Consider the following 15,238-nt stretch of genomic DNA (forward strand, 5'->3'; position numbering starts at 1 on the left):
CAGATAATACAGATGAGACAGGAGTGCTGACCGTGCTGTATCCGATAATGACCGAAACCCGCAGCCTGTATGATCTGGGCGGGATATGGAATTTCAAGCTGGACCACGGCCAGGGATGGGAGGAGCGCTGGTACGAGTCCAGGCTCCTGGACACCCTCCCGATGGCGGTGCCGTCCGCGTATAATGATCTTGGCGTAAGCCCGGAGATCCGCAATCATATCGGCTGGGTGTGGTATGAGCGGGAGCTGACGCTCCCGGCGAAGATTATGGACGAGCGCCTGGTTCTCCGCTTCGGCTCGGCTACCCATAAGGCTAAGGTGTATATCAACGGAAGCTTTGTCATGGAGCATTCGGGCGGATTCCTGCCCTTCGAGGGCGTGATTAACGAATACATCCGGCCAGGAGCGAACCGGTTGACCGTAGCGGTTCATAATGTGGTGGATTACACCACATTGCCGGTTGGCCTGTACACGGAGACCGAGGGGCCAGATGGCAAGATCAAGGTGAAGAACCAGCCGAACTTCGATTTCTTCAACTTTGCCGGGCTGCAGCGGCCGGTAAGAATCTACTCTACACCGCAAACCTTCGTAGAGGATGTTACGGTGGTCACGGATTACTCAGGAGAGAATGGGACTGTCAGGTATAATGTGGACATTAGCGGTGAAGCCGATATCCGGGTTACGGTGCTGGATGAGGAAGGGAATGAGGTCTGCTCAGGGGCAGAACCCTCCGGGCTGCTGGATATTCCCTCTGTCAGACTATGGCAGCCGCTGAACGCTTACTTGTACACCCTGAGAATCGAACTGCTGCAATCGGGACAATTGGCGGATGTCTATGAGCTGCCGTTCGGCGTGCGGACGGTAGAAGTGAAGGACGGGCAGTTCCTGATCAATGGCGAGCCCTTCTACTTCAAGGGCTACGGCAGACATGAGGATACCCCGTTCCATGGGCGGGGCCTGGATGAAGCCGCGAACATTATGGACTTCAATCTAATGAAATGGTCGGGAGCTAATTCCTTCCGCACCGCACATTATCCGTATGCCGAGGAAGTGATGCGGCTGGCCGACCGTGAAGGCTTTGTCGTCATCAATGAGACTCCGGCAGTAGGCCTGGATCTTAATTTCCTGGTGATGTTCTCTGGAGGATCGAAGAAGGACACCTGGGCCGAGGTTCAGACCTTCGGGCATCACCAGCAGGTGATCCGGGAGCTGATCAACCGGGATAAGAATCATGCCTGTGTGGTCATGTGGAATGTAGCCAACGAACCGGCATCCTATGAGGATGGAGCGTACGAATACTTCAAGCCGCTGATTGAGCAGCTGCGGGAGGAAGATCCGCAGCACCGCCCGGTCACCCTGGTGACGCATATCGAAGCTTCACCGGCGAATGACCGGATCTCCGAGCTGATCGATGTGCTGGCCTTCAACCGTTATTACGGCTGGTACGTGGACGGGGGAGACCTGGAGGCGGCGAAGATCAAGCTGCGGCAGGAGCTGGAAGCGTGGACCCGGCGCTGCCCCGGCAAGCCGATGATGATGACCGAATATGGCACGGACACCGTAGCCGGAATGCATGATGTGGAGCCGATCATGTTCACGGAGGAATACCAGGTGGCCTTCTACCGGGCCAACCATGAGGTCTTCGACGAGTTCCCTGATTTTGTAGGCGAGCAGGTATGGAATTTCGCCGACTTTGCCACCAGCCAGGGCATTATCCGGGTGCAGGGGAACAAGAAGGGCATCTTCACCCGTGACCGCAAGCCCAAGGCAGCCGCCCATGAGCTGCGCCGGAGATGGACGGAGATCCCTGATTTTGGTTATAAGAAGTGAAATGAACTTTCGTTTGCAGCGCAAGCTTGCAAGTCTCCAACCCTTTAAGCCTCCCGTTATGGGAGGCTTGTTTTTTACAACAACCCCCGGCTCGGCTGGGGGGCCTTAATGATTCGTGGCAAGAGGGAAGGGCGGACGGAGTTGGAAAAAAGGCACTTAATTTTGCTGTAATCGAGGGTTAGGGGGAAGTGGTTGGAAAAAGTACACTTAATTTCTGGAATCCGATGGATTTAGCAGAAGTTGGACTGAGTAAGCTGCATTTTTCCAACTACTTAGTTCACGTAGCCCTTTACCGTCAAATTAAATGTACAATTTCCACTTCTATAAGTCCGACGTCATGAGTCAGACGCTGTAAGCCCCCCCCTAATGATCCAGTCCCGCCTTCCGCAGACACTGTGCCTTCCCGCTCCACTTCCCGCGAACATTCTACATCCTGTTGTATTCCTGCTTAGCATATCTGCCCGGGGATACTCCCGCTACCTTGGTGAAGCTGCGGATGAAGTTGGCGTAATCGCTGAAGCCGGATTGATAACAGGCCTCGGTAAGGCTAAGGCCGTCCCGGAGGTAAGCCTTGGCTAACGAAATCCGCCGGTCCAGGATATAGGAGCGCAGCGTTAGTCCTGTATGTTGTTTGAACTGTCTGCTGATATAGGTACTGTTCAGATGAAAGATGCCGCTAAGCTGCTCAAGCGTGAGGGTCTGCCCCAGATGGGCATCGATATACTCCATCGTCCTGCGGACCAGCTCCGGCATGATATCTGCAGGAACGATGTTTGTTTTACGAAACACGGTGTTGGTCAGCACCAATAATTGAGCAAGCAGGCTGTTGGCGAGAATATCTGCCCCATACGCATCAGATGAGAGGGCCTTCTCCAGATCGCCGGTCAACCGGAGAGCCTGCTGAAGCTCAGCTTCCTCCAGATGAACGATGTTGCCCTTTCCCTTCGGACGGTAGTCGAAGCACCAGGATAGTGGAGTAGCCGGAGTAGAGAGGCGGTGCAGATAAGATTTTTGCAGATTGATCGTAATCCGTTCATATTCCGATTCATCCTGGCTGAAGGAACGATGCATCTCTTCCGGGTTCAGCACAAGCAGATCTCCGCGCTGCAGGTGGTAGCAGCTGTTCTCAATATAGAACTTGACGTTACCGCGCAGAAATAAATACAGCTCATACGCTTCATGGCGGTGATAGAAGCTTCCCATATTATAGGTGGTTGTCCTGTGCAGGTAGAGGTAATCTTTATGAATAGGGTCATAGCGAAGCTCAAATGGCTCGTTCATGAGTAACCTCCGGATCATTTCGCGCAATAATTATAGCGGAAGCTGCAATGATTCTTCTCTGGAACTACTTTAAAATGACATTATCCTAGCATGCAGGAATATGATTTGCAACCATTTTATCGTAAAAGAGCAGACTGGGGGACAGGATAGTGGAACTGATTATAACCGCAAGAAGCAAGGCTCAGGAAGATTCTGAATACACCGGACTTAACGGGCATGGGCTACATGCATCCGTAGAGATAACAGGCGGGACAGGCAGTGCGCGGCAGCCCTTTCAGGCTTATGTACAGGTCACGAATCTGAACAACACAACTTGGTCAGGCGTCATTCATGTGGAGCTGCCATTCGCTAAGGCTGATCCGCGCTTTTTCCTTCCCGCGTTTATGTATGGCCGCAACCGGGGAGAAGCTCCGCAGAATGTCCCGAACGAATTCCCGAGATTAAGGGAGGGGCAGCCCGCGCGGCCTTCTTCTCCCTGGTGGATGGTGCGCAGCGACCGGCTGTCACATCCTGCAGCGCTTGTATATGACACGGGCAAGGTGTACGGATTATGCGCAAGCCCTTATTTTGTATACAGGGAGGGAGAGAGAATCCAGTGGAAGCCAGGTCTGGAGGGGGAGTTCTTCCAGTATGGCGGCTTCACCTGCTCGCTTGCCAAGGGAACGGTCGGGTATACGCTGGGGTATGAGAATGCTCCGCTTCTGTTCATCAAATCGCATCTCGTCAAGCAGCGGGCACCGCTGGAGGAGAACTGCTTCGAGCTGGCAGCGTCAGAAGCTGTAGCGTTCACACTGGATCTGTATGAATATGAGGCCGGGTCTGAGCTGGGTATCCATGCTGCGCTGGAAGAGATCTATTCCCGCTACCATCAGCCGCCGAGATCCGGCAGTGATAAGCGGACCGCTGCGGCCGACCTGTCGAAGGCGATCTATCAATATGCGTGGTTGCCTGAGGACCGGAGCTACACAACCTTTGTCTATGAGGACAAGGAGACGGGCGGGTACCGGTATAATAAATTGATCTCCATCAGCTGGACAAATGGTCTGACTGTAGCCACTCCTATGCTGATGGCTGCGCTGCGGCTGGGGGATGAGCCTATGCGCCAGCAGGCCCTCTCCTGCATTGAGAATATCATTGCTAACTCCCTGAACCCGGCTTCCGGGCTCCCCTACGAGGCTTATCAGGAAGGGAAATGGAGCATTCGCGGCTGGTGGTTTGACGGGATGCGTACGCCGGGACATTCCGCTTATCTGTGCGGACAGGCTTTATTCTATATTATGAAGGCTTACGAATATGAGAAAAGACTCAACCATGTCATCCACGAGGACTGGGTGGACTTCGTGCGTAAGATTCTCCCTGTACTGGAGAGAAGCCGGAATTCGGACGGTGAATACCCTACGATTCTCTCCGAGAGAACCGGTGCCGGGCTTGAATATGATGCCTTCAGCGGAACCTGGATCCTGGCTGCAATAGCCTACTATAGCTGGCTAACCGGAAACCGGTCGCATCTGGACAGCCTGAAGCGCAGTGAGCGGCATTACTATGAGACCTATGTAAGAAGGCTGGAATGTTATGGAGGGCCGCTTGACACGGATAAAGCGGTAGATTCTGAAGGGATTCTGGCGTATATCCGGGCGGTCCGGTATCTGCATGCCCTTACCGGGGATGAGCTGTATCTTGATCATATGAGAGATGCCCTTGCTTACGAGTTCACCTTCAAATTCGCCTATAATTCACCGGTTAAGGTGCCGCCGCTCAGCACGGTGGGCTGGTCCAGCTCCGGGGGGAGCGTGACTTCTGTCGCCAATCCGCATATTCATCCCATGTCGAGCAGCGTGGTAGATGAGCTGTATTATTATGTGCAGCAGCGTGATGATGCGTATGTGAAGCAGCGGATGCTGGATACCGTCGGCTGGGGCTGTCAGACCTACAACCGGTATGACCGGGAGTTCGATCATGGCTTGACCGGCTGGATGTCCGAGAGATTCTGCCACTCGGAGGGTCTGGTGACCGAGACTTACAGTGACGGCTCACCGGCAAGCACTTGGTTCTGCCTGATGCCCTGGGCCAGCAGCAGTGTTATTGAAGGTCTGGTTGGCGACTACTGGGAGGCGGACAGCGAGTAACGCTGTTCATTCTCAAGGTTGATATTGTGTTAAAAATATGGGGCTGTCACAAAAGTGACAGCCCCTTTGTTGTGGGAACAATGTATGTGGAAAACAGTATACATTTTGCTGATGCGCAGGGACTAGGCTTGAATGTATGCTGAAAACAGCATATATTCTGCTGGTGCGCAGGCATGTGGCCCGAATGTATGCGGAAAACAGCATACATTTGCAGGCACGCGGGCGTGAGGCCTGAATGTATGTGGAAAACAGCATACATTGTGCTGATGCGCAGGTAATATCATCGATGGGAACAGCATTCTCCAATTAAGCTACCGTAAATTTCATACCAGCCGTCTGCACTATATTTCCTTGAATTTCAGTGGAACCATCTTCTACGGAGACCGGGATTTCAAGTGCTGCTATCAGCTTAGTCCAGAACTTAACAGCTCTTACATTGGATTTGAACATTCCCACCTCGTATCGGCCCGGGTGCAGTGTGAAGATTTGCATGACCGCATCTTTAGCTATACTCGTGCCTCTGTACTTGGGCAATACAAACAGCTCCTGCACTGAATAGTCCGCTTCCTTGGCAACATAAGGAGGGGAGGTAACCAGAATAAACCCAACGATTCTGTCATTAGACGTGATGAAGTAAGGATACAACCGTTTGTCCCTATAATATGGCGAGATATCTTCCATTTCGAATGTACCTTCTGCTCCAATATCCTCCTGCGAGTAAGCAGAAAGCTCATAGAGATAATAATTGAATAAGTTCTCAAATAGTTCCTTGTTTGCCTCTGTTATTTGCTGAATTGTCGCTTTCATGTTAACCTCCATAATATTATTCTATTAACCTACTGTATCAGCACATTACGCCGGACGTAAGGGAAAAGACGGCTATAACGAACCTTACCTATTTCAAAAGAATGCCCGGACACTTACGGCAGCATGCCCGCCCGGTATCTGCCCGGAGACATGCCGGCTACCTTGGTGAAGCTGCGGATGAAGTTGGCGTAATCGCTGAAGCCGGACAGCTCGCAGGCGGCCGCGACACTCTTGCCGGCGGTAAGGTGGCTCATGGCCAGGGACACGCGCTTGCCCACAATGTAGGAGCGGATGGTAAGTCCCGTATGCTCTTTGAACTGCTGGCTTATATATTTGCCGCTGTAATGAAACTCCTGCTCAAGCTGTGCCGAGTAGATCGGTTCGAGCAGATGCTCCTCGATGTAAGCCATCGTCTGGCGGACGATCTCCGGCATGATATTATGCGGGAGGGCGGCGGAGGACTGCTGCAGGGTGTTGATGAACACAAGCAGCCGGGTCGCATAGGCATCAGCCAGCAGGTCCTGTCCATAATCCTCAGAGTGGAGGCTGTGAATCAACTGGTCGGCCAGTCTGGAGTAGAAGGCACACTGGTCCCGGGTGAGCCGGATCAGCGTGGTAAGCCCGGCTGGAGCGGAGTCGAAGCAGGCCAGCAGATTCGTACGGCAGCTGGATAGCCGCTGCAGGGCAGATTGTCTCAGATTCAGCCCGATCCGCTCATAGATCTGGTTGTCGGCACAGACACAGCGGTGCATCTCGCCGGGCCGGATCAGGAGCAGGTCGCCGGGGGAGAGCTTGTAGCAGGACTGCTCCACATACATATAGGTATTGCCTCTCAGGAACAGATAGAGTTCGTAAGCATCGTGCCGGTGGTAAGGCTGAGCCGGATTGAGCAGCTCCGTGGTGGTTGACTTGTGGAAGCAGATCATTTCTTCCGGGATCGGGGTGAACACATACTGGACATCCTGCTCCATGGCATTCATTCCTTCAAATGTAAATAATGGCATTATTGGTATCCGCGCAATATATTCTCTCAGATGTGCAACGACTAGACTGGCAGCTATTTAATATAATACAGGAAAAGGAAGCGCTTGCAAGTGCTGCAAGAACCATGGACAAGCCTGCATGGCTTTCATCTGCCGCTTCTATATAGATTGAACTAAAGAATATAAGTTAAAGGAAAAGTGGCGGAGGGGAATTTTGGAACTGGAGGAGCGATAGCGTCCGCCTTTGTATGCGGATTTCAACCGTTAAAAACGGGATAAATCAAGAAATCTGCAGACAACAGCGGCCGGAAGTCCAAAACTTCTCTGGAGTCATGACTAATCCTAAAACCTAAAAATCATTAGTTCAATTTATATAGCAGACAGGAGGTGTAACGGGAGAAGATCCGGCAGAACTGTTAGATTATCAACCAACCAGAAGAAAAGGAGATGAAGCAATGAAATCAAAATTCAAAAAAACACTGCTGACCCTATTGGCTAGTGTGACCATGCTGTCTGCAATGGTGATTCCGCCGCCGCCCAAAGTCAATGCGGCCAGCGATGTGACCGTCAATCTGTCCGACCAGAAGCAGGTGATCCGCGGATTCGGGGGGATCAATCATCCGGTCTGGATCGGCGATCTGACAGCCGCGCAGCGGGAGACCGCCTTCGGCAACGGGGAGAACCAGCTGGGATTCTCGATTCTGAGAATCTCTGTAGACGAAAACCCGAACAACTGGTATAGGGAACTGGATACGGCCAAGGCAGCCATTGCCAAGGGAGCAATCGTCTTTGCTTCGCCGTGGAATCCTCCCGCAAGCATGACAGAGACCTTCAACCGCAACGGGAATCCCTCGGCCAAGCGTCTCAGATACGACAAGTACGGCGCATATGCCCAGCATCTGAATGATTTCGTGACGTACATGAAGAATAACGGGGTTGACCTGTATGCGATTTCGGTGCAGAATGAGCCGGACTATGCCGAGACCTGGACCTGGTGGACGCCTGCCGAAATGCTGAACTTCATGAAGAATTATGCCGGTGCGATCAACTGCCGGGTCATTGCGCCGGAGTCCTTTCAATATTTGAAGAACATGTCTGACCCGATCCTGAACGACTCCCAGGCGCTGGCCAATATGGACATTCTGGGGGCGCATTTGTATGGAACTCAGGTGAACAACTTTGCCTATCCGCTCTTCAAACAGAAGGGTGCAGGCAAAGATCTGTGGATGACTGAGGTCTATTACCCGAACAGCAATAACAACTCGGCCAACCTGTGGCCGGAAGCACTGGAAGTAGCATACCATATGCACAATGCGCTGGTTGAAGGGGATTTCCAGGCCTATGTATGGTGGTATATCCGCCGTCAATACAGCCCGATGAATGAGGACGGTACCATCAGCAAGCGTGGAGACAGCATGGCCCAGTTCTCCAAGTTCGTCCGTCCGGGTTATGTCAGAGTGGATGCCACGAAGAACCCGAATACCAATGTCTATGTCTCGGCCTACAAGGGAGATAACAAGGCAGTTATTGTCGCTATTAACAAAAGCACATCGGCCGTAAGCCAGAAGTTTGTCCTGCAGAACGGTACGGCCGCAAGCTTTGCATCGTGGATTACCGACGCGAGCCGCAAGGTGGCAGCCGGCTCTAACCTTAATGTGTCGAACGGCGCCTTCACCGCGCAGCTGCCTGCCCTTAGCGTGACTACCTTCGTCGCGGAGCTTGGAAGCGGGGGCGGCACCGGCTCGGGAACGACTTATGAAGCTGAGACGGACACCACATTGACGAATGCGGTCGTAGAGACCATCAATGCCGGTTACACGGGCAGCGGCTACGTCAATTTCAATGCGGCAACGGATGCTGCGATCCAGTGGAACAGTGTGTACTGTGCCGTGGCCGGGACCAAGAATCTGAAATTCCGCTATGCCCTGGAGAGCGGCACAAGAAATCTGGATGTGTATGTGAACGGCAGCAAGGTCATCAGCAATGCTGCGTTTACCGCAACGGGGGCCTGGTCCTCCTGGGGAGAGAAGACGGTTCAGGTCCCTATGATTGTCGGCAATAATACGGTAAAAGTAGTGACCACCGGTACGGAAGGCCCAAATGTGGACAGCATTAATGTGACCGCCCAGTAGGCTCTGAAGCCCCATCGGTTCAATAGGCTGAATTTTAATCCTGGCTTGTAGACAGCAGCTTGCACAGTGCGTTTACGGGCCGGGATTTTTGCTGCTTTCGGGGCAAACGTTTAAATTTGAAAGAGAATAGTGTTATTTTATAATCAATCGTGCATCCTTCTGCTACAAATGTCCAAGTTCAGTTGTTAAGATATTACCAGGCAAAATCATGTAAGCGCATACAAGAGGAGGAATCTCTAGGATGAGTAAAAAGATCAGGAGAAAGGCACTTTCGGTTTCCATGGCTGGCGTGCTGCTGCTGTCCGCAATTACCCCTATGCCATTCTCCAGCCCGCTTCAAGCTGCTCCGGCGGCTGCCGCCCAGGCGGCGATTACCCCGGCACAGGTAACCGCCGAGTGGTACAAAAGCTATCAGACGATGGATGGTGTAGGGGCCGCTTATGCTTATACGGACTCTGTGCACATGCTGCAGCTCGCTTCCGCCGGCCATCAGGATACCGTCAGGCATCTGCTCGATCTGACCTTCAGTGAGCAGAAGGGTACGGGCCACGACATTGTGAGAGTAATCATCGGTGACAACGGCGGCCTGACCGCTTCCGGCGCAACGGCGGCCAGCCCGGGCTTCAATCCGCTCACCAGTCTCCTGGCCGATGTGAACAATCCCGGCTTCGACGTTGAAGGGAATGCCATTCCCATGCGCGGGACAGCGGGACAATACGGCTACAAGCTCGAAGCGGAGAACCGTTATTACGATGGCAATACCGACAGCATCTGGCCGGTGGAACCCGAGCACGCTCCCGGAACCCTTGTACCTGTTCAAGACTTCATATGGGATTATCCCTCCTGGAATCAGCCGATCGGCAATGACGACGGCGGTCCGACCAATCTTCTCAGCAAGCCCGGTGAACTGCCGGTAGTCATCAAGAGCTCCCCGCGTACCCGCAAAGAGCTGTTCGATATCGATCAGGTCTGGACCATGCTCCAGGCGCAGCAGTATGGCGTTAAGCAATTCTACGCCTGTACCTGGACCGTACCTTACTGGATGAGCCAATCCAACAACAATTCTCCCAGCAAAATTATCCGCGGTGACATCGCTACCATCGACGGAAAACAGGTCAAAATCTATTATCAGGCCTATGCCGATTATCTTGTCAATTATATCCGCGGGATGTGGGAGCAGTGGGGGATTCCGATTACCCACATCAATCCTTTTAACGAAGTCGATCTGGCGGGCGGCTCTGCCGCTTACGTGACTGAACTGATTAACGGCTATATCGGGCCTGCCTTGAAGAAATCGATGCAGCCCGGCGGCGACCTCTATGATATCAAGAATCCGGACGGCAAGCTCATCGATTTCATTCCCCAGCTTGCCGCCGTGGACGGCACGAATCTGGGCGCTTCCTTAAGCAGAGGCGGCGAGGTGTTCTCGCAGACGGACCCGGACAATGCGCTCGACAAGAATCCGTATCTCGATGTGTTCACCACCCATCTCTACGGTACGGTCAACATCGGTACGGATGAGAACAAGCTGTACCACTCCGGTGACTTCTCCAAGAGTCCTCTGGATTACACCAAGGATGGCAGTAAATATCCCGAATGGTTGAACAAATATAAGCTCTGGCAGGCAGAATTCATGAACCAGGATACCGGCGACGGGTCGGCCGGCGCTTATACCCAGCGGTACGGCAATCAGAATATCAATGACGCCGTGCGCTGGTCCAATCTGCTGACCAATATGTTCACCAGCAATCCGGGCTTTAACGGCTTTGTCTGGTGGAGTATGTGGGACAGCAACGGCGCGGACGGCTCTGACCTGATCCGCTTTGTGACCACCAACTCCCAGCAGGAGCCGGGGCGGATCAGTACACTGACGGGGGAATACCGGTTGTTCAAACGCTTTTACGGCTACGGCCATTTCTCCCGGTTCATGAATCCCGGCGATGTGCGCTTTGAGGTTACGCGCGTACCTGCACCTGATCTGAATGTGGTCGGCTTCAAGAATCCGGCTACGGGCGATTTCTCCATGACGGTATCCAATGCGAACAACGATGACAGCGTCCAGCCGCTGGAATTCAATCTGAAGGATTTCCCGGCCGGCACAGACAGTGTGACCGTGTTCCGCACCTCGGGAAGCGAGAATCAGAAGAAGCTGGGCACGATTCCGGTAACCGGCGGCAAGTTCGTCATTGATATTCCGTCCGCCAGCATCGTGACCGTTGTTCCGTCCAAGGGCACTTTTGCCACCTATCAGGGGCTTGACGGGGAGCGCGACATCTTCTCCACACTGGAGGCAGAGGGGAATGACAACCGTGTACCCGGTGACAGTGCAGGCCAGGCGGGCCGGGCCAATGAGGCAGTGACGCTGGAAGCAGGCGGCTACCTCGCTTACAACAACGTGAACTTTGCAGACGGCTCGGCGAACGGCGGCGTGGTCCGCAGACACTTGCTGTACCTTACCGCCCAGACAAAGTCTGCCCAGGGAGGCAAGCTTGCTGCTTACGTCCTTCCGGTAGGGACTGCTGCCGGCAGCAGTGCGGATATTCTGTCCCAAGGTACGCGGGTCGCAGAGATTCCGGTACCGGCCAACGACAGCTACGGCAAATTCCAGGCTATGGTGGATACCGGTGATCTCAGTGCTTACGGGCATAAGGATCTCTATATTGTGGCTGAGCCTAATGGAACTGAAGGTACGATTACCGTTGACCGCTTCCTGTTCGGCGCAGGCGATTCAGACTGGAGCGCGGCTGCTAATAACTCGGTCGTGACGATACCGGGGAACCTGCTGCTGAATGGAGATTTCGATACAGCTACAAGCTCAAATACCGATCACTGGTCGGCAGGCCGTTACAATAACGGCAGCTTTGAGTCTGCTGTCAGCGGACCTGCTCTTACGGCAGATACGATACAGAGCTACTCGGGACTCTCCCGTTACCTGAAGAATAACAACACCTCGAAGGTGGCCGGGTCCGGCAAGCTTGCGGGCCGCATCAGTGCTGCGGAGCAGTATGACGGCATCTGGCAGGATGTGACCGGCAAGCTTAGCCAGGGGGAGAGCTATAACTTCAAGGGCTATTTCCTCTCGATGATGAGCCGTCCGGACAGCTATGATGTCGCTGCTGAGCATCCCGGAGATGTGGAAGTGGCGCTGGTGTATTACGACAAGGACGGAGTTCAGCTCGGCATGGCCCCGATCAATGGGCGCGATATGCCGGAACCCTACGCTGCCCGTGAAGCCGGGGATCCGGCATACTGGCAGAACGGCAAATTGATTGGACGTATTCTTGAAGGCGGGCCGCTGGCCTTAAGCTCCTTCCAGCCCGTGGATGTGAAGGTGGCGGACTGGCATGAGACGCCTAATCAGCCGTTTACGTACGATGAGCCTGCAGGGACAGCAAAGGTGGTTCTGGCGGTGTATGCGAAGGATGCCAACATCCTGTATGCGGACCAAATGTCGCTTACTCCTGAGGCGGTTGTCTCACGCAACCTCTTTATCGATGGCGTTCAGCCGTCTAATTTTGACCAAATGAAATACGAATATAAATATACAGTCACCGGAAACGCCATTCCGAAGGTTACGGCGGCAACCAGCGATCCGGCTGAGGTTGTCAGCATCTCGCAGGCGGACAGTGCGCAAGGCACGGCAGTGGTCCGGTTTATCAAAGGCGGGCAAGTGAAGACCTACAGAATCTTCTTCAGCACCAACGAGATGGTTGATTTCTCGAATGGCCTTCCGGCAGGCTGGGAATTGGTGAATCCGGCTGATCCGCAGACTGCACTCCGCTATAGCGCGGATGGGGCGGAGCTTCAGACCTTGAAGAGCGATACGGAATATCCGGGCAGCCATAATATGCTGCAGTTCCCGGGCAGCGCTGAAGGCAACTGGACGCTGACGGCGAAGCTCACCGTTGACAAACCGCTGAATGATCCGTCCATGGGTGAGAACTCCCAGGTTGGGCTTGGCATCAGCGGCACTCCAAGCGGAGAATTCTACCGGATCAATGCCAGGAAGGTCAGCAGCAATATCAAAGTCAATAATTCAGGCAAAACCGGCACCCAGTCCTTCACCAACAATACGAATCAGACCAACCTGAGCGGGACTAATTATTACCTGCGGATTGTAAAAGAAGGCAATGTGGTGCAAGGTTATTTCTCCACCAACAGCGGCTCTTCCTGGACTACGATGGGCAGTCCGTCCACGTATACTCCGGAATTCTTCAAGGCTGCCAAGGTGCAATTGTATGGAACTAATACAAGCGCTGTAACGGACTTCAAAGTCACCTACTCAGGGGTAACCCTGGTGAAGACCTTGGGCGAAACAGGGCAAATCTGGCCTGAGGGAAGCAAGCTTGAGGCTACCGGTGTTACGCGCAACGGGGTTACCTTATCCTGGCCGGCAGCAATGGATAATCAGGGTGTTACCGGCTACCGCATCTACAACGGGCTCGATGCCGAGCCGCTGCTTGTAACCGGCATTGAGCCGGTGGAGACTCCAAACGGAGCCGTATACCGTTATGAGGTATCCGGGCTGCTGCCGAACACGCAGTATACGTTCAAGGTGGAGGCAAGAGATGCTGCGGGGAATTGGAGTAAGGACGGACCGTCCGTCATGGTGACTACCCTGCCGGGTGAAGACATCACACCGCCGGTCTGGGCCGAAGGAAGTACGCTTGCCGCTTCCGGTATCACAAGTGACGGGCTGACACTGACCTGGTCGGCTACGGCCACAGATGACAGCGGCATCTACGGGTACCGGATTACGAACGGAACCGGAGACCAGCCGATTACGGTTACAGATGCTGTGTACACGGAGACCGTAACCGGTGCTGTATACAGTTATCAGGTAACGGGCTTGCAGCCGGATAAGCAGTACACCTTCAAAGTGGAGGCAGGCGATACGGGCGGCAATTGGAGTGAGGGTGGGCCTTCGGTGTCAGCAACCACGCTGCCTGCTGCAGACACCACACCTCCGGTCTGGACGGAGGGGAGTGAGCTTGAAGCTTCACAGATTACGGCATCCGGCCTTGTGTTAACCTGGACGCAGGCTGCTGACGATAAGGGAGTGACAGGCTACAAAATCTATAGGGGAACAGAGGAAATCGCTGCATTGTCTGGAACAGAGCTGCGGTACGAGGTTACCGGGCTTGCTGCGGGAACATTGTATCAATTCTCGGTGCAGGCCGGGGATGAAGCAGGGAACTGGAGCAAGAATGGTCCCTCTCTCTCTGTAACTACGCTGAAAGACAACGGCGGTCCGTCTGAGCCGACGCCAACAAAGACACCTACACCGACGCCGATTCCGACAGCAACACCGACGCCAATATCTACACCAGCGCCGATATCTGCACCAGGTTCTATACCGTCATCTGCACCAACGTCAACCTCTGTGCCTGGAACAGTAGGGTCGCCAGCGCCGACACCGGCTGTAACTCCGGCACCTTCTCCGGTGCCTGTCAGCCCATTCCGGGATGTGCAGGCCAAGTATAGCTGGGCTTCCGAAGCGATCGACATGCTATACGGACTGGGTATTATCACAGGAACCTCGGATACGACCTTTGATCCAGGGAAAAACATCTCGAGAGCGGATTTTGTGCTGATGCTGGTGCGGGCTCTGGGGCTAGAGGCGGAGGCAGGGGCACAGGCAAACTCCAGCTTCACGGATGTTCATCAGGGAGCCTATTATTATGAAGTGCTTGGCATCGCCAAGAAGCTGGGCATCATCCAGGGTGTGGACGGCAGCAGGTTCAATCCGAAGGGTGAAATCACCAGACAGGATATGATGGTCATCGCTGCCAGGGCGCTGAAGGCAGTGAACAAGTTGACGGTTAGCGGCAGCGCCGGAGATTTAAGCAGCTACTCAGACCGGAGTGAAGTGGCGAAGTATGCCGTGGATAGTGTAGCTGCTCTGGTGAGAGCAGGCATTGTGCAGGGAGACGGCACATCCATTCACCCTGACGCCGCCACCACGCGGGCGGAAGCCGCTGTTATGATCTTCCGGATGCTGAAGAAGTAGGAAGTAACCCATATAACCCTCACGGCCGCGAGCGTCGACCCATCGGAAGATGGGCCGGATGCTGGCTGGT

The 15,238-nt window shown here is 53.9% G+C and carries 7 protein-coding genes; 4 read left to right on the forward strand and 3 right to left on the reverse strand.

Translation table 11 applies throughout. The annotated features are described in order from the left end of the window. Nucleotides 1–32: 32 nt before the first annotated feature. On the forward strand, nt 33–1,829 hold the full coding sequence (gene uidA, locus K1558_RS01050) for a beta-glucuronidase (RefSeq protein WP_238649522.1): 1,797 nt from the start codon (nt 33–35) through the stop codon (nt 1,827–1,829). A 426-nt stretch (nt 1,830–2,255) separates the two neighbouring features. On the opposite strand, the gene K1558_RS01055 is transcribed toward uidA, so the two are convergent. After that, complete coding sequence (locus K1558_RS01055) at nt 2,256–3,110, reverse strand: AraC family transcriptional regulator (RefSeq protein ID WP_238649523.1); 855 nt, start codon at nt 3,108–3,110, stop codon at nt 2,256–2,258. Nucleotides 3,111–3,259: 149 nt separating this feature from the next. Between K1558_RS01055 and K1558_RS01060 the strand changes: the two genes are divergently transcribed. Then, nucleotides 3,260–5,236: a hypothetical protein gene (locus tag K1558_RS01060; RefSeq protein ID WP_238649524.1), complete on the forward strand. Its 1,977-nt coding sequence runs from the start codon at nt 3,260–3,262 to the stop codon at nt 5,234–5,236. Nucleotides 5,237–5,542: 306 nt separating this feature from the next. Here K1558_RS01060 and K1558_RS01065 read toward each other — a convergent pair whose 3' ends face one another. Further along, nucleotides 5,543–6,043, reverse strand: a complete 501-nt coding sequence (locus K1558_RS01065; RefSeq protein WP_238649525.1) for a GNAT family N-acetyltransferase — start codon at nt 6,041–6,043, stop codon at nt 5,543–5,545. 113 nt (nt 6,044–6,156) lie between these two features. After that, complete coding sequence (locus tag K1558_RS01070; RefSeq protein WP_238649526.1) at nt 6,157–7,047, reverse strand: AraC family transcriptional regulator; 891 nt, start codon at nt 7,045–7,047, stop codon at nt 6,157–6,159. 434 nt (nt 7,048–7,481) lie between these two features. Here K1558_RS01070 and xynC point away from each other — a divergent pair, with 434 nt between their 5' ends. Together xynC and K1558_RS32640 are read left to right on the forward strand one after the other, a co-directional pair. Beyond that, nucleotides 7,482–9,158, forward strand: a complete 1,677-nt coding sequence (gene xynC / locus K1558_RS01075) for a glucuronoarabinoxylan endo-1,4-beta-xylanase XynC (protein WP_274528324.1) — start codon at nt 7,482–7,484, stop codon at nt 9,156–9,158. Between the two features lie 241 nt (nt 9,159–9,399). Then, nucleotides 9,400–15,168 (forward strand): S-layer homology domain-containing protein, encoded by a 5,769-nt coding sequence (locus K1558_RS32640; RefSeq protein WP_274528325.1) that lies wholly within the window; start codon nt 9,400–9,402, stop codon nt 15,166–15,168. Nucleotides 15,169–15,238: the final 70 nt, after the last annotated feature.

This window comes from Paenibacillus piscarius (assembly GCF_022234545.1).
GTDB lineage: Bacteria > Bacillota > Bacilli > Paenibacillales > Paenibacillaceae > Paenibacillus_AQ > Paenibacillus_AQ piscarius.